The 18,134-nt window shown below is 39.1% G+C and carries 11 protein-coding genes; 5 read left to right on the top strand and 6 right to left on the bottom strand.

The features are described from left to right. The first annotated feature begins 22 nt into the window (after positions 1-22). Positions 23-4,579 carry a transporter substrate-binding domain-containing protein gene (locus F607_RS0102070; protein WP_084611067.1) on the top strand — a complete coding sequence of 1,519 codons (4,557 nt, stop codon included), beginning with the start codon at positions 23-25 and terminating at the stop codon, positions 4,577-4,579. Positions 4,580-4,673: 94 nt separating this feature from the next. Here the strand turns inward: F607_RS0102070 and F607_RS0102065 are convergent, their stop codons facing one another. Both F607_RS0102065 and F607_RS0102060 read right to left on the bottom strand, forming a co-directional pair. After that, a complete protein-coding gene (locus F607_RS0102065) occupies positions 4,674-6,206 on the bottom strand; it encodes a methyl-accepting chemotaxis protein (RefSeq protein ID WP_027706710.1) in 1,533 nt (510 codons plus the stop codon). Positions 6,207-6,547: 341 nt separating this feature from the next. Further along, a complete protein-coding gene (locus tag F607_RS0102060) occupies positions 6,548-7,204 on the bottom strand; it encodes a substrate-binding periplasmic protein (protein ID WP_169719752.1) in 657 nt (218 codons plus the stop codon). A 467-nt stretch (positions 7,205-7,671) separates the two neighbouring features. Here F607_RS0102060 and F607_RS32465 point away from each other — a divergent pair, with 467 nt between their 5' ends. Genes F607_RS32465 through F607_RS0102045 form a run of 3 tightly spaced genes read left to right on the top strand, consistent with a single transcriptional unit; the run spans position 7,672 to position 10,279 of the window. Beyond that, positions 7,672-8,730: a DUF2157 domain-containing protein gene (locus F607_RS32465; RefSeq protein WP_051310728.1), complete on the top strand. Its 1,059-nt coding sequence runs from the start codon at positions 7,672-7,674 to the stop codon at positions 8,728-8,730. Further along, positions 8,727-9,785, top strand: a complete 1,059-nt coding sequence (locus tag F607_RS0102050) for a DUF4401 domain-containing protein (RefSeq protein WP_027706708.1) — start codon at positions 8,727-8,729, stop codon at positions 9,783-9,785. Before F607_RS32465 ends, F607_RS0102050 begins: the two co-directional genes overlap by 4 nt. Further along, on the top strand, positions 9,782-10,279 hold the full coding sequence (locus tag F607_RS0102045) for a GDYXXLXY domain-containing protein (RefSeq protein ID WP_027706707.1): 498 nt from the start codon (positions 9,782-9,784) through the stop codon (positions 10,277-10,279). The genes F607_RS0102050 and F607_RS0102045 overlap by 4 nt, the downstream gene beginning before the upstream one ends. Before the next feature lie 84 nt (positions 10,280-10,363). Here the strand turns inward: F607_RS0102045 and F607_RS0102040 are convergent, their stop codons facing one another. The 4 genes from F607_RS0102040 to F607_RS0102025 form a co-directional block, all read right to left on the bottom strand. Beyond that, positions 10,364-10,861 (bottom strand): YbaK/EbsC family protein, encoded by a 498-nt coding sequence (locus F607_RS0102040; RefSeq protein WP_027706706.1) that lies wholly within the window; start codon positions 10,859-10,861, stop codon positions 10,364-10,366. A gap of 92 nt (positions 10,862-10,953) precedes the next feature. Beyond that, the gene (locus F607_RS0102035) at positions 10,954-12,132 is read right to left on the bottom strand and encodes an RHS repeat-associated core domain-containing protein (RefSeq protein WP_211233585.1); all 1,179 of its coding nucleotides are present in this window, start codon (positions 12,130-12,132) and stop codon (positions 10,954-10,956) included. A 5-nt stretch (positions 12,133-12,137) separates the two neighbouring features. Beyond that, on the bottom strand, positions 12,138-13,352 hold the full coding sequence (locus F607_RS0102030) for a hypothetical protein (RefSeq protein WP_027706704.1): 1,215 nt from the start codon (positions 13,350-13,352) through the stop codon (positions 12,138-12,140). A 26-nt stretch (positions 13,353-13,378) separates the two neighbouring features. Next, positions 13,379-17,101, bottom strand: coding sequence for an RHS repeat domain-containing protein (locus tag F607_RS0102025; protein ID WP_027706703.1), 3,723 nt, complete (start codon positions 17,099-17,101; stop codon positions 13,379-13,381). Between the two features lie 853 nt (positions 17,102-17,954). On the opposite strand from F607_RS0102025, the gene F607_RS0102020 reads away from it, so the two are divergent. Next, a partial coding sequence (locus tag F607_RS0102020; RefSeq protein WP_027706702.1) for a transposase occupies positions 17,955-18,134 on the top strand: 180 nt, incomplete at its 3' end.

Here is an 18,134-nt window from a genome sequence, read left to right as displayed (position 1 = left end):
GGCTTGATTGAGACGAGAGGTTATGCTGAAGCAAACCAGGAAAGTACTAAAGCATACTTGCCTTTATCTCTACCTCACAATGCTCTATGAGATGGGTTGGGCACTGCTAAGTGTGCAACCACTCTATGGTAATGAGCAGCCAGCGTTATCTGTAGTAGGTACGTCTTTTCCAATTCAGGCCTCAGCCACTGGAGGAAGTCATCTAACACCTGATTTATCGCTTAGTGTTGTTGAGCAGCAATGGGTTGGTCTTCATAAGCGTCTAAATGTTGGGATGCTGTGGTCACCAGAGCCATTAATGAAGTTTGATAAAGAATCTTTACAAGGACTATTGATTGACTATTTAATTGCGGCACAAACCAGTTTAGGTATCACTCATCTGAACGTTAGACTTTATCCTGATGTGCAATCGTTACTTCAGGCCTTCGAGCAGAGCAAACTACATATGGTGTTGGTTTCAACGAATCACCAGCCATTGGTTAAACATAAGAAACTATTGATGACGATACCGGTGATTAATAGCTATCCGGTGCTGGTTGTTCCTCGTTTTAACCGGGGCTTTAGTGGACTTGCTGAGCTTAACAACAAGACGCTTGCGTTATCCGATGATTTTCCAGGGCTAACGAGCATTAAGCAACAGCTTCCCCAGGCTCAGATTCAACAGGCACCCTCTGTTAAAGCAGCACTAGAGCTGGTAAAGCAAAATCAGGCTGATGCGTTTGTCGGTGAACTGATTCGAACAACCTATTATTTCGAAACACTAGGGCTTGAAGGCTTCAATGTATTGGGTCCCATAGACGTAAACGCTGGGCAATACGTTTTTCTGGTTCGCCAGGATCTTTCCATGTTGCATTTTTTGCTCATGAAGTGGTTGCAAGGGCTGAATACGGAGCATCATCAGCGTTTTCTAAAACCCTGGGTATCACCCACAGTCGCATTAGCATTGGAAAGCCCGCCATTAAATCTCACAGATCACGAGAAAGCCTGGTTAAAAGCACATCCAGTGATAAAGGTCGGTGTGGATCGCAGTTGGAAGCCACTCGATTTTATCAACAAGAATAATCAACATGTGGGTATTAGTGCTGAATATTTAAGATGGTTGGAAAAACAGATAGGTGTGCAGTTTGAGGTGGTGGGTAGTGATATCTGGCGAAGGCTATTGCAAGGCATCCAGTATGGTAAAGTGGATATGCTGTCAGCTGTTATGCTCACAGAGCAGAGAAAACTCAATATGCTGTTTAGTCAGCCCTACTTGCAAATGCCTTGGGCTATTGCAACACGGGTTGATACTCCATTTATTACTGATATTAATGATTTAATTGGACAAACTGTGGCAGTAGTAACGGATTATGCTATCCAAGAAAAACTGCAGCGTCAGTACCCACTTGTAAACTTAATCATTACAGAGAGTTTAGAAGAAAGCTTAGCCATTCTGCTGGATGGTGAAGCTCATGCCATTGTTGGAAGTCAAGCTGTGCTGGCGGACTATATTCAACGTGAATATTTAGGCAAGCTTAAGCTGGCAGCGTTGCTCAAGGATGATCCTGCGTCTATACACTTTGCAATTCGATTGGACTGGCCTGAGCTAGAAAGCATTATTAACAAAGCTTTATCCAGTATGAGTCAGCAGCAGCATTTACAGATTCGTGAAAAATGGTTGACAGACCGCTATCAAGCTCAAGCAAATTTTCCGCTGTGGACTATATGGTTAATGCTTCTCATCAGTTTGGCTGCTGTCTGTGGTTATCTATTTTATCGTGTTCGCCAACTCCAACGGAGTCGTGATGAGACCTGGCAGCGTTTACAGTTCGGTCAAGAATTGAGGGAGCAGCTGCTTGAAAGCTTACCCTTGCCCGTTGCATTAATTAATAAGCAAGGACACTGCTTACACATGAACTATGCCTGGCGTCAACTGTTAGAGGATGAAGTTGATGATAGGGAGGCTTCTGTAGCTCACGAAGGTTCTGCCTCAAGTCATGAGGAAGCAGCGCAGCTGGCTTTTTTACCGAACTTGCCTGACTTGCAGCCTTGGCCAAATGTGCGAGATTTAATTGATCATCTTGCTGAGTGTGAAAAAACCTGTTTTGAGCTGCAGGGGATTCGTGAAAAAGGTCAGCCTTGGCGCTGGCAAGTTTCTTTGCATGGATGCTTTGTTAATGGCGCGCTTGAAGAAGCATTATTAGCCATTGAAGTCTTTGATAAGCTGGAGCAGGCACGGCAACGTTATCGTGAAGCAGAGTCTCTTTTAACTCAGGTGACAGAGCACTGTCCGGTCGTACTTTTTCAGTGTCAAATTGATCAAGAGGGCCAGTGGGCGTTTTCGTTTATTAGCAATAATGTGTCGAGAGCATACGGAGTGAACCGCTTGGCTGTGCTTCAGGATAGTATCTTATTGCTGCAACATGTCGTTGCTGAGGACCGAGAGGCACTGAAAAACTCATTCGAAATTGCTGGGCAACGTATGAGTCGGTGGCAGCACTGCTTCAGATTGCAACTACCTGATGGTCAAGTGCGTTGGATTGAAGGTCAGGCATTACCAAGAAATGATCAAAATAAACAGTTGATATGGGTTGGCTACTGGTCTGATATTACGGCACGTTATTTGGCAGAGCAGACATTAAAGGAAAGTGAAGCACGATATCGTTCTTTAGTGGATAACTTATCCTGTGTGGTTTATCGCTGTAAGCTGGACACACATTGGACCATGGAGTTTATTAGCGACAATATCAAAGCCTTAACGGGTTATTCTGCTAAAGGTTTGATGGGCAATGCACTGCACAGTTTTAAGGAGATTATTTTTGAGCAAGACCGGGAAAAGGTTGATCACACCGTTTGGCGCGCTGTTGCCATGAGAAAACCTTATGAAATTGAATACCGGTTAAAAACAACACGAGGTGAACCTTGCTGGGTGTATGAACAGGGGGGGGCATTTTTCTCTGAAACAGGAGATGCTTTACACCTCGATGGTGTAATCGTTGACATTGACCAGCGCAAAAAGCAGGAGCTAGCCTTACTTGCGGCAAAGCAGGCCGCAGAAGAGGCTACTCATCAACAGCTAGAATTATTGACTATGTTGACCCAAGAAATTGCCTGTCCCACTGACCGGCTAAGTGGCTTGGCAGAAATGCTTCAGCAGACACATTTAAATGCCCGCCAACGTTATATTACTGAACGTCTGTTAAATACGATTCATGCACTCCAAAAAAATGTAAACGATATGCAAGACTTCGCTGCGTTAGAAACTGAACAGGTGGACATTCAACGCAAGCCCGTTAGACTGATACCGGTGTTGGAGGCTCTGATTGTTGAAACCTATGAGGCCTGTCAGCAGAAAGGTCTGCAATTTAAGTCTTATATTGACCAAGGTATTGCTTTTGAGGTGTGGGCTGATCAACAGCATTTGGTACAGATCTTACGAAACTTATTGAGTAATGCGGTTAAATATACCTGTCAGGGTCATGTGTCGTTTTCAGTTAAGCGGCTTTGGGCCAATGATAAGCAGCAGCAAATAGCTTTTTCAATCAAAGATACTGGCCCTGGTATACCAGACACCCTACAGGAAGCACTGACAGGACCTTACTTTTACTTGTCACAGAATGACCAGAAATCGACTTCAGGTATTGGCCTTGGTTTGGCAGTAAGCGGAAAGCTTGCACAGCAAATGCAGGGTGAACTTTGTATCAGAAACTATAACCCTATGGGTTGTCATGCGACCTATAGTCAGCAGTTTGATATCAAACTGCCTAGTTTATTACCTGTATTTTCAGGGCAAGCGGTAGCTGCTTTACTTTGTCACGAGCGCTGGTTTAGTCAGACTTTGCTGGATTATTGTCACTGTTGGGGATTACACGCCATTCAACCTGCTCTTATTGTTAGTAAGGCTGAACAGTTGGCTGACTTTCTGTCATTACAGCAGGCTTCATTACTCATTGCGACGAGAGAAAGCATTGATGTGTTGATTGGGTTGACACCCTATGAATTACACACAGTTTGCCAGCTATTAAAGGTAAGTTTGATTGTGCTTGATGGGCATGAGGAGCCACCATCGCCTGTGGCTGATGCTCATCATAAGGCTGATGCCCCTCTTATATTTGTGAAAACCAAACCGTTCTTATCCAGTGAGCTGCTAGAAGCTTGTGAGCAGGCATTAGGCGTTAAACCGCCTGCTCAGCTATCACAGGAAGCCTTACCTACCCGTCTAGACTTGGCAAAAGTAACAACGATGTTGGTTAACCCTATGGCCTTAACGCGATTATTTGGAACAGGCCAACGTTTACAGCTGGAGCTTTTTGAGTTTCAGGAGCTAGGTGAGCTTTGTATGTTAGCCCTCGAACAAGCCATCAAAGCAGGTGATATGGTGCAGATTAAAAAGATGGGAGGGAAGTTTAAAGCGGCTGCAAACGTTATTTCGGCGGGTCCACTGGCGGAAGCTTGTCAGGCACTAGTTGAAGCCGCTGAGCATGATAGTAAAGAAATGGAAGGGATATGGGATGACTTGCAACAAGTATGGTTACGGACACAGAAAGCAATGAAGCGCTTATTAGAACAGCCTGCTTTTCCTCAGCAGGCGGGTTCTTGACAATATTTTAGGTCCCAAAAAAATGCAGCCCGAAGGCTGCAAAGGTTGGGTTTGTTCATAAGAGAGGTTGGGACGTGGGTTTATATTTTGTGGGTTAGATTTTAAAGCGGCTCATCATGTCTTGAATATTATTGGCCAACGTTTCGACTTCACCGCTTTTCTCTCCGGTTTCTTTGGCTCGCTCAGCGGTTTCTTCAGCAACCATTGATATGTTAACAATGTTTTCATTGATCTCACTGATGACAGAGCTTTGTTCCTGGGATGCTTCAGCTATGTGCGAGTTCATTTCAGCAATGGTATTGACAGCATCCAAAATTTTATTAATGGCTTCACCTGCATCAGATACCTTGGTTACGCCACTTGATGCATGGTGTTCTAGGTTGACAATGCCTTTTTCAACGGTTTCGCTACAAGAGCGAAGGTTGAGAATACTCTGATGAATTTCATCGGTAGACTCATTGGTTTTTTGGGCAAGTGTGCGAACTTCATCGGCAACGACAGCAAAACCTCTTCCTGCTTCTCCAGCGCGGGCAGCTTCAATCGCGGCATTGAGTGCGAGTAAGTTGGTTTGCTCAGAAATACTCTTGATGACATCAAGTACTGTACCGATATTCTCACCTTCAGTAATGAGCTGTTGTGTGGCCTGGGTGACTGAAGTGATCTCATTGGCCAGAGACTGAATAACGGTAACAGCCTGGTTAACGATGTGATTACCTTCTTCTGCTTTGTGATTAGCATCAGAAGCTGACTCTGAAGCGGCATTGGCATTATTGGCAACATTACCAATGGACTGGGACATCTCGGACGTTGCTGTGGCTACCATATCAATTTTGGTTTGCTGATTGAGAACCCCTTCAGAGGTTTCATCAATAATCTGGCGACTCTCAAGTGCGGTTGACTGGAGCTTTTCAGAGAGTGAAAACAGCTCGGTAACGATGGTTTGCAGGTTTTCAACAAAGCCGTTGAAGCCTTGAGCCAGTGCACTGATTTCAGTCGCAGAATTAGTGTCTAAGCGCTGTGTGAGATCACCTTCACCACTAGCAATATCATTAATAGCGGTACCAATTTGATTGAGTGGTTTAAGGACAATACGCATGATGATGAAGAAAATCAGGAGTGCAATGAGTACATCCAGAATTAACGCCTGAATGACTTGGCGCATCAGTACGCCCTGCAGTATCTCTTGAACTTTTGAGTCGTCTATGAATATTTCAACGGTCCCTACTTCTTGCAGCTCACCATCATCATTAAAAAGTAAGGTTTCACTCAGCTTATCAGAGAAGTCTTTGGGTAAGGCCTTAGACTTGCCGATTTCCCCAGCATCATCTTTGATAAACAGGGCTAAAACCTCAGTTTTAGACTTAACACTAATGCCGCTGACAAAATCAGCCTGCATCTCTGACATAACATTTTTATCAATAAATTCGGGCTCATAGTTCCAGATAGGACCAGGTAAGCTGACAGAGAGACGTTCAATCGTGGCTTTAGCTTGCTGGGTTAAATTTTCTTCCAGCTGGGAAGCGGTTCGGCTGTAGTTATAGTAACCAAACAGAGCTAATACAATAGTTACTACAATAGTAAACTCTAAAATAAGTCGTGCGCGAATACTTTTTGGATATATGGACATAGCCTACACCTAGCGAACATTGCCTCAAATTCAATTGTGGCTATTGGGGGTTATGTCCCTGTCCTTAGGTGAATCAAATGGCTGACTACCAATCCCCTGTTAAGCGTAATCCCCATGAGCACGATGGCTATTATTGCTCTTATCGTCAATCTAGCTAAATCGTTCGTTTTTTCCCATCATCACCAATAAGTGACTTTGTATTCCAGTCTAGTACAAAAACGCTTAAGTGAAATAAAAATAATACAGGGATGAAAACTAATGATAAAAAGGGGAGGGGAATGCCTGATCAGGTAATAAGCAATTAATGATCAGGCACTCAGAAAGTAAATAGAAGTTTAGTATTAATATTTTTCAGCAATCTCGGTCATGATTGCATTATCTTCACGAATACGAGCAATTTCACTCCATATTTGGTTCATTTCATCCACGGTGAGTCGGCTTTGTTTAGCGAATGCTAAAAAGTAGGATTTAGATTTAATTGGAGTTTTACTGATTTTTAGTTTTCCAGAAAAGGCCGGTGATTTACTTAGGTGCTGAATCACATTGGGGATGGTGACTACCGAGCCTTTATTGTCCCGCAGCAGGTTTTGTAAGGTTTGCTTATCACCCAATGCCGTTGAGCTGACAAAGAGTCCCGCTTTTTCCAAGTCTTCAGCTATAGAGTAACCTTTTGGTGTTCTGACAGGCTGTGGGATGCTTTTTAGCTCGCCATCGTACTCATAGGGGTTATCTGCCGTGGTGACAACGACATACTCGACCTGAGAGACGCGAAATTGCGATTTCACCGCTGTCTTGGCATCAGGGGGATAAATCAGAAACTCTGCTCGCTCGTCTTTATAAGATGCAGTCGCTACGCCATCATAGCGTCCTTTCTGTGCATCACGTAAACAGCGACTCCAGGGCAGGGGGGGTATTTCTAGTTTTACATCCATGTTTTTCATGGCCATGCGGATAATATCGATATGCATGCCTTTCGCCTCACCACGTTCAGTCATCATGAACGGGTACCAAAGGCCTCGATCAGAACAGATTCGAACTTTTCGAATAGCCCACGCGTCATTGCAGGTGATCAAGATTAACAAAAAGGTGGCTAAAAACTTCATTGCCAATAATGCTCCAAAGGGTAAATTGTATGCCAAGCTTTCTTTGTTGCATCCCGCTGGTGGGGAGTCCTATCACCCTGATCCCTAACTCGCGCTGAGTTACTTCCTGAAGTTACATGCTGGCGAATAGGGCGAGAAGGTTGATAAGGTTTCTTCCCTGTACACCTTCGCTCTGCATGTAGCTTGATAAATTTAACCTATCGGCAAAAGTAGTGGATCAAGATAGTTCTATAAAATGTGAACTATTTTGCAATACTTTTTGTGTAACACCAACAGTTCAAGGACTACTTAACAAAATACTCTGTGTTCTAGTTACAGCTTAGCTTATCTTACAGGTGACGAGTGTAGTTGAGCTGGTTAACATGGCAACGTCAAAGGCAGACATTAAGATTGTCAATATCACTATGACTTTAACTTCATCAATGACCACTTCAACAAAGCCTACTCCTCCTACACCTAAACAGCTCCATCATTTATTTCAGCAGGGCGCTTTACCACGCCAGGCTTACTATCAGGCGCTGGATATGATCAGGCCTGATGATTACTGGCTGCGCTGGGCTGAGCGACATTTAATGCTGATTGGTAGCATACTTCTACTGGCGGGTATTATGTTCTTTTTTGCCTACAATTGGCAGGAACTTCATCGCTTTGGCAAGCTAGGACTACTAGAAGCCGGTGTAACGTTAACTGCACTGCTGTCTTTAGTTTCACGTTTTTCCCTTGCTGCACGACAGGTGTTGCTAACCTCGGCGGTAGTGCTTACGGGGATACTTTTCGCTGTCTTTGGGCAAATTTACCAAACGGGAGCTGATGCTTATACCTTGTTCTTGTCGTGGGCTGTAGTCACCTTACCTTGGGTCGCATTAGCCCGGTTACCGGCACCTTGGGCGATATGGTTTGTGGTGAGTGAAGTTGCTTGTTGGCTAGTTTGGGAACAAGTGTTGTCTATTCAGTTTACCGCTTGGATTGATTTACGCTGGGTAAGTATGGCTTTATTAGCTGGCTTTATATTATTAATTAATTATAAACAGACGCGTACTTCTGTGCTGGCGAGTAAATTTCATTGGCTATATGTAACTGTTATGCTCGGTGTGATGGCTATTCCTGCCTTAAAAATTGCCATAGATGATTACCATGTTACTCCCCAAACCTGGGGCATCGCAATTACCTGGTTAGTACTGTCGTGTATTTTGATTGTTTTTTATCGCTTTATCAGTCAGCAAATTTATGGACTAACCATAACTTCACTGCAACTAACTGTTGTTTTATTAGTTTGGTTATTACATCAAGTGTCTGATATGCGATTAACGGATACTTCTACGCTGTTTATATTTGGCTTATTGATTGTGACTACCATTTCACTGCTGGTGTTTATTTTACGCAGTCAGGCACAGCTGATGCGCAAGGAGGCAAAAGAGTGAAAACCTACGACAGTGTGCAGGCGCTATTAGCATCACCAGAGATTAGTACTCAGCTTTCAGTAGAACAGCAGCAACATGTATTAAGAGTGTTTGAGCAACGTCAGCAGCCTCAAGATCCTCTGGTTTTTCGCATTTTAATTGCGGTGAGTGGCTGGGTGGCAGCATTATTTTTTCTAGCCAGTTTGCTCGCTGCAGGTTTGTTCGATAAAGGCATGAACGCCATGGGGTATGGCTTCTTGTTGTTAATGGGCGCTATTTTTTGGGTTAATTCTACACAACGTGTTTTTTTTCGGCATTTAGCTTTAGCTCTGGGGATTGCTGGGAATGGGCTTGTACTTTTTGGAATGGGAGAGTTTTGGGGAACTGATACTTTACTACCCATTGTGGTAATGCAAGCTTTGCTGACTGGGATGAGCTATCCATTTGTGGCAAGCAATTCATTTCGTTTTATACAGTGTATGTTGCTGGGGATTTTAGTCTTTATCTGGCTTTATGATGAACCAAGTCATATCGGGATTATAATGTGGACATGGTCACTATTATTATTGCAATTATTATTTTTTGTTGGCTTAAGGCCGCTGCCAGCGCTATTGCCCTTGGCTTATGCAGTATCAATATTATTACCCATAAGTGTACTTCTGCCTATTTGGGTACCCGGTTTTGATGCTCGTTTAGTAACCATTATTGCGGCTGTTGAGCCTGCATTTCGAGTTGGAATGGCTGTAGGGTTATTATTACTGGCATTGCATATCAGTACTGACACACCTTGGAATCAGCCTTGGTTTTATATTGTCGTTATTTCATGTGTTATTTTGGCGCTTTTTGCGAACTCTGGATTGTTGCTTTCACTATTTATACTGATATTGGCTTATATTTTAGCTGACAGGTTTTTAAAAGTGATTGCTTATCTCTTTTTAGTCGTCTTTTTAAGTATTTTTTACTACAACCTGCAAATTTCGTTATTGGATAAGTCCTACTTATTAATGGCTAGTGGCAGTGCTATGTTGTTAGTACGCTGGTTATTAGGTCTTTTTTTCAAGGAGCATGATGTATGATCAGTCCGCTTCAGCGCTGGGGCATCGTGGCTGGCTGGTTGCTGGTCATGGTAGCAATTAACTGGAGTATTTTTCAAAAGGAGCATGTACTAGACTCTGGGCAACAGGTTCGATTAGCGCTAGCACCCGTTGATCCACGTTCTTTGATGCAGGGAGACTACATGCGCTTACGCTATGCAATAGTCAATGAAGTACCGGCCCATCAGTTAGCAGCAGAAGGACAGTTGATTATCCAGCTTGATAAACAACAGGTAGCATCTTTTGTGGGTATCCATCAGCCAGGAAAACCATTGAAAAAAGGTGAATTACTCTTACATTATCGTCGTTATGGCGAACATGTAAAACTAGGTGCAGAAAGCTATTTATTTGAGGAAGGCAAAGCGAGTTTACTCAGTGAAGCTGCATATGGTGAGTTTCGTGTAGCTGCAGATGGCAGGACTGTATTAGTAGGACTGCTTGATCAAAACTTTCATTATTTGGATACACTCTTTTAGGAGTGAACACAGGTCAATTGCACTTATTACTTGAAAGTACGCATCAAAAATTATTTTGAACTGCAATTGTCCTGGGTATAAACATTAAACAGATATATCCGTTAACCACTTAGTTTGATTTTCAATATGTTCTAATAGATTGGGTAATGCCGCGCCAGCAAATGCAATGGTCATTTCGGGTTTACCGGGTGTATACATTATGTCTTGAAAGGTGGTAAGCAGTGGGTCAACTATCAAGGGTATTTCTCTCGGTAGACCAAAAGGGCATAGGGCGCCTGGAACACAACCAGTGACTTCGGTCATTTCTGTATCGCTACCAATAGCTGGGCGCTTACCAATGATATTTTTGATGAGTTTGGCATCGAGTCGCTGGTCTCTGTGCGTTAAAAAAACACAATAATTGCCACCTTTTAGTTTGAGAAATAAGCTTTTGGTAGGAGCTGCTGTCCAGCCAAGTGCTTTTGCAATACGAGCATCCGTTTCAAAGTCTAAAATAGGCTCATGCTCCGATTGTTCAAATGGGACTTGTGCTTTTTTGAGTAGGCTAATGTTGTACTGATATATTTGTTCTAGCGACAACACGGTTTTGACTCCTTTATTTCCTGACTTATCGCGTCATAGCCTATTGCAGTCAGAACCACTTAAGCTACGATCTGATTATAATAGTGCTATCATTAATCAACCATTAATGAGCGACCAATCATACCTGCTGTATAAAGTACTCTTGATGGTCCGAATACTCGAGTTGGTGTCCAAGCTGCACTTTTGGTGACGGCAACAGAACTATTTAAAATACTAGGAACACTACTTGCTCTTCTTGACTGTGGAGCAATGGCTGCCCCTCGGCGTGCGAGCTCTATCACCTGTTTTCCTGTATGATTTGATAATTGCTGAGCATAAGACTGAGTGATAAAACTAGAACCTTTAAATAATGAAGGTGCTTTTTCACCTGAAATAGCTATTCTATGAAATGGCAGTTCATTGTGAAAAGTTTTATTGAGTGCTTTAGCAACAAATCTTGGGTTATACCGTGCAATACTATCTGACAGTTTTAGCGTGACTTGGCCTGTGCTTCTTGAGCCTAATAGCCCGGAGCTGAGAGGTGTCCGTATAACACGTGTTGCTGCTGAAGCTACTCTTGCTCCTGCAAATAATGACCCTATTCCTGTCACAGCAGAGGTTATCCCAAATGCAAGGGCAGCATAACCTAAATTAGTTGAAAGCATAGGGTGTGTTTCACTTAAAACCCCAGAAGCAATACCTAAACCACCACTGATTATGCCTGATAGTCCTGATGCAACACCTAGTCCTGCTTTCAGCACACCTGCTGTTGTAATTGCTGCCGCTCCAGTAACTAACCCCGCAGAGGCCGCTATTCCAGCCCCCAAGGTAACAATACCAATTAATATTGCGGCAATACCTAAACCTATTGCAACCCCTGCCTGCCAGCTGATATGGCCTGTAGGATCCACTAAGTTTAATGGGTCTCCCAGACAATAACTATATCCATTAATCCCTCCATCTCCAAAAGGGCTTAAACTATCAATTGAATGAAAACGCATTAATCTTGGATTATATATACGATAACCATTACCTAAATGGTAAACGTTCGTAATAGGGTCTATATACTCTCCATTAAAACCAATTCTATCGTGCAAGATAATTAATGAAAGATTATCAGATGATGTATTATTTAATGAAATAGCTGCTTTAGCAGGAATATTAAGTGATAGTAGGGATGTAGCAGAAAGCAAATAAGAACTCTTGATTAAAAAGCCTCGCCTGGATAGGCAAGGCACATTAATTAAGTTCGCTTGATGCAAAGCGATAGTTTTTTTATCTTTTATTCTCATGTTCATTACTCATCATTAGCAATTTGGTAATCATCCCACCCCAAGCTATCTACAGTATTGCTGTCGACAAGTTTTAAACGTGCAACGTTCCCAAACTGATCATATACTCTAAACTTTGGACGTAAGTTGTACAAATAGGAATCATTACTTGTGGTATTTACATAGTTACCATCCTTTTTAACGCGACTACAAATATTTTTTGTTACATAAACACATACCGTATAATCACTATAACTTCCTTGGCCCTGAATAAACTTGAGATTATCTGTCGATAACTCAAGATCATATGAGTAATCCTCACGTTGATTTCCTTCAATATTCCAAATGCGAACATAATCACGTATAGTTCGCGGCTCTACAGAAGGCTTATAAGGGTATAAAATCAGTGATTTTGCAGTTGTATTTCCGCCTGTAAGACTTAAGTGACCACCAGCTGGACGAAAATAATCCATGGCTCTGAAAAAATTTGAGCCTTCCTGTAATGGGGTTTCCCATTCTAACCCAAATAATTTTATTTGTTTGTTTTTGGGGGTAAGCTGCCAGTAACCAACATACCAACTATCAGTTTTCTTTAAATAATGAAAACTAAAAGTAAAATCATCAGCTCGATAGTGCAATGCGTCTATAGCATTCAGTGTAGCAAACTCATCATATAACGTATCACAACTATTTATATTATTCCCATCATTCATAGCAATTTCCACACAAATATTTTTACTATAGTGAGTTTCCTTACTTGATACCCAATAAGTTAACTGGCTCCATCCCTGTCCAATATGCCGGTTCCTGTACACACTTATGGAGGTGGAGTTAACAGCACTTACAGCATATCCAGCAGACCTTGGAACTGTATGTTGGTACTGATTTTGAGTTGCACTATAAATCCAATTTGCGTCATGCTCATTACTAAAGTAATTTTTATAAGTTAAATTAATTCCTGTTTGCTTATCAAATAGATAGGTCGCAGATATAAGTTCATCATTAGGAATTACCACAGGTTTTCTCGTTTCTGAATCTATTGCTTTAATTTTTACATAGACAGGTGCCTGCATTTTTCCATTTGCATATATTTGATAGGGTTGACCGTGACCTAAGTCTGTTTCGACGCGAATATCTTGAATATAATAACGTGAAGAGTCTAAAACTCCAGCAAAAGAAGAACAAGTAATAAAAGCGGAAAATCCTAAAAAGGTGTTGCCGAATAAATTTAAAAGTTTCATTAATAGATCTCGATTGAATGTTTGATTTAAAAATGGCTACCAAACGGTTGATAATTTTTTTTTCTGATAGTTTTGTTTTGAATAGAGTAAATGGGGCTATACTGATGATTGGTGACAAGAAAATCTATACGCTGTTTTTCTCCTTCATTGTCAATCGCTCTAAATAGTATTCCATTGTTTCCATTAAGTGAATAACTAACATATTCACCTTGACTTTCATTTATTAAATCTTGTTGATCAAAATAACGATGGTGAGGTGGTTTATCATGTCCAATACAAGTTATTTGATTGCCAAGTCCATCATAACGATAACTTGCTAGTTTATCACCTGATGCACTTAAAACTTCACTAACTTGGTTTAGTGAGTTATATTTGTATTGAAAACCTTTTTCATCACGAATTAAATTTCCATTTAAATCATACTCAATGTTTATAATTTCACTGTTGTTATACTGTAAAGATGTAATTTGCCCTTGGTGATCTTCATGATATTTGAACTCTTGTATATCTTTACATAAAACTCCATCTTTTAAGTAAGTTGTTGTAGTTGACTTAATATCACCTAATTCATTATATGTATATTGCTGCGTTTTTATAGGTTCATTATTATCCCTAAAACGAGCAGCATCAACACCTTCAGCACTATATTCAGTTAACCTTCCTAAATTATCATAGACATAAAATTCAAGTGTTTTATCTCCTGTTTCGTTTATAACACTTTTACCTACTAATTGGCTATACTTATCGTATATGAATGCCTGTTGACAAATTATTGTATTATTCAGCAGTGAAATCTTCTTTTCAAACCGTAGTTCACTATCATAATATAGCTGATGATTAAGTCTCTCTCCATCAGAGACTATTATTAATTCTTCAGATGGAAGATCAAACTCATTATAACGGAAGTAACATTTCTGCAGTCCGGTGTTTATTTCAGAGAGATACCCTGAAGTATTATATAATCTGTATTCAGTATTCCCAAAAAAATCTGTTCTTTTTAAGACATTACCTTGTCTAGAATAAACATATTCTAGACATCGGCCATCCTGCTGTATACTCTTTAATAACCCATTATTGTAATATGTCAAATTTTTTTGGGAGTGACTGTTTTTTACTGATTTTAACTCACACTCTGGTAAAGTATATTGATATTCAATAGCAATGTCACCAGTATTACTATTCTCATGAACTACCTTACCAAATGACTTGTCCAACGTTCTTTGTATTGTTATATTGTTATATTTTATTGATATAGGTTCTAACCAGCTATCTTTATAATTATAATTTGTCTCAGGTAAACCGTACTTAGATTCAACTATAACTCTTCCTAAATAATCATAACTTCTTGAGCCTACTAATACATTATTAACTTTTAACTCTGTCACGTATTCATCAAGTGAGTCAGTATCATAGCATTTTTTTACCGTAAAATTATCACCAATTGTTTCACTAACTACTCGACCGATTTCATCATACTCATATCTGACAACCCCTTCATAAGTTCCACTTTCCTCAACTAGTAAACCTGTACCATTATATTTTCGATAACTAGTTTTACCCTGCGATTTATTCGTTATCTCTTGATTATCTTCATTAAATTGGCATGCCTCAATTTCGACTTTATTTCCATTTAATGATTTTAAATATACTGTTTTTGTTTTGTTTGGCTTGTCATGTACGGTTTCATAAATTAAACCTGAGGGAAGTATCTTTTTGCATTGATTTCCCCATATATCATACTCATACTGTGTTGTATATTGATACTCATCTTGGTTTATATCAGTATCATATTTAGTTACAGATGATACATTCCCTAGATAATCATATGTCATACTTTGATATTTTTCTAATCGACATCCAATGCTATTTTTATAAATGCATATAACACGTCCAAGACAATCTATATTATATTGCTCAATACATCCTACACTATCTGTTTTACGGATATATTTTTCTTTAGCTCCAAATGAATAATTGTAAACAATCTCAGATTGATATGATGTTCCAACATATGTTCTTTCAATAGTTGGACGCATAAATATATCATACTCAAACTGTGAAATAATGCCATTTCTATCTCTGGTTTCTACTTTATTACCATGTGAAAGATTAAATACAGTTGACTCTTGATACTTTTTGTTATCATTTATAGAGTATATGTAAGAAATTGTGATTTCATTATTTCTGATTGTGTATTTATAATTATCCTTGGCTATACGTAATCCAACTTGTACTGTTTCAGACTTTATTTTTCCATGAATTCCATTAGTGGTATCGGCGGTGTAATAATCAGTTTTTCTCTTTAATATTATCTTATTATTAATTGTTTTAACCACCTCAGTATCTAGTAAAGGGTATGAATAATCATTTGTATAACGTTGGTATGCCTTATATGTATAGCAGTTCATTACTACATGTTCTGATCCATCCAAATATTTACTTGAAGGATAAGTAACTCTTTGTTTAATGAATATTGGAACATTAGTTGGTGATGGCGGACATCCCGATTCTCCTTCTGCTAAGTAATAATCAATACATTCAGTTCTTCCAAAAGGATCAGTTGATTTTGTTATATTCCCATAATCATCATATTCATAAGTATAACTTTCAGAAAAACTATCACCATTCTGGTTATAATATGTTGTTTTATCTTTTACGGGTAATGAATATGTTGGAGGTTGCTGAGAAAATGGTACTTGCGGATCACATAAATAACTTATTTCTCGGTTTGAGATAGTGATGTTTTTATGATAGTCAGTCACCTCTTCCTGAATCAATAAATGGAATCTATTATAAGTCCTAGAAATTTTTTTATTTTCTGTGTACTCATAAGATGTATATAAATAGTCTTGTGAACGCTCGTACAAGTTGTCTCTTCCTTCTACATACTTTGCTCCAGCAGAAAACCCTAAATAGTTATGTCGACTATACTCATAACGTTTGTTTTGCTCATTAATATCACTACCATAGATACGATGGTTGATGATGGCAGGAAGTGTACTCATAAGGCATCCTTCTGGCGTTCTTAACCCTTCTAGATCATATGTTAATGATTCTGTAGCACCAGACGGATGAATAATACTCTTTAATACATAATATGAATTTATTTTTCGATATTGAAATATAAATTTTTCTTCATCTGATAATTTAACACTTTTAAGCTGTTTATCACTAATACGAACTGCAAGCTGTTTTTGAGTGTTTTTTTCGACTAAAACCTCGCCAGCCATGTATGTGAATGATATAGATTGTCCCTTATTGTCAGAAATTGACTTTATCTTACCTCTATCACTTGGCATTTTATATTCAATAATTAAAGAGCGACCATCCAGTTGCTCTATTTTTTCCAAAAAACCATAACAGTTTAGGTATTCTTTGATGCCTGATTTATAGGAAATAACGATTCTGCCATCAGGTTTAACGTGTGCTCTAAATTCATTTGAATTCCCATATCTAATATTAAGCTCTTCACCTACTTGATACGTATCAACATGATAGCTTTTTCCATAACCTAAAATCAGAGTCTTCAATCTATGATTATATCTACTAAGATTACTTAACCACCCTTTACCAAACCCAAAATCTTCATTGGATAAAAAAGAGTATCTAATACTAAACTCCAATTCTGGACCTTCTAAAAATGAACCAATTATTTTTCCAAGAATTATTTGAAAACTATATATGCCAGTTCTAGGATCAACGGTTCCACTAAGAAAATCTGAATAGTTGTAAGCATTTGTTATTATCATATTTAATTACTCTCTCTTTACTCTGATTTCAACAATAAATTATTTTTGTTGATCATTGCTGAGAATTGATATGGTTATTAGTTAATATGATTGCAGTCATTTCTGTTCATTGAAGATGATTTTTCAATGAAGAGTTATAATTAATCGACATCATTATTAACTAGTATGTGGCTTGTTCTGTAAAGGTTTTATGTAATTATCTAATTTCTTATATAAAAATTCCCTGATTTTTTATAGTTTTTCTAAATTATATATTTATGTTTATTCAAATAGTTTTTTGATAGCTAGTGCGCGACACTTCTATAAGCTTATTTGAATGGAGATTAGGGGGTAATTTAAAACAATATTCCCAAAATCTATTTTTTAAAGTTTTGCAAGTAATCCTTTAAACACTCGTGCAACATATAATATGAATAGTTAATATTATGTCCTTTTGATATACATATGTTGATGTATGTCAAAAATTTTTTGCAAGTATAATATGATCAGTATCAAAGTAAATGATAATGTCTATCTATAGTTTTATATATTGTAATAATATGTGTATCAATTTGTAACAATCTTAAGCAAGTGTGCAACAATTAAAGTAATTATATAAAGCTCAGGCAAGAATTTTTTGAACGCTAGAAGTTAAAAAAATTTTTGTTTAAAACCAAGCAGTTTCAGCTGAGAAAAAGCCTGCTGAATTGATTTGGTTTTTTTGGTTGAATTTTAGTCAATTTAATCTAGAGAGAAACTCTAAAAATAGTAATTTTTTTGGCTCTATATGGATTCCTAGGGGGTAGCATATAATACAACCAAAGATGTATTATGCACGTCTATTTGGGTAAATTAAGTCAGTAATAAGCAAAGAATGATCAATATCAAACAACTGGTAAATGATGAGCAATGCTACCAGTTTATTCGTCAGAGACGTTGGCCTGATGGCGTCAGCTGCCCTCACTGCCAGTCTCAACAAGTAGAAGGCAATGGTAATCATCAAAAGCAAATTGCCCGAAAACGTTATCGCTGCCTAGCGTGTCATCGGGGATTT

The sequence above is a fragment of the Zooshikella ganghwensis DSM 15267 genome, from assembly GCF_000428585.1.
Taxonomy (GTDB): domain Bacteria; phylum Pseudomonadota; class Gammaproteobacteria; order Pseudomonadales; family Zooshikellaceae; genus Zooshikella; species Zooshikella ganghwensis.
This window is presented reverse-complemented; position numbering and strand designations above follow the sequence as displayed.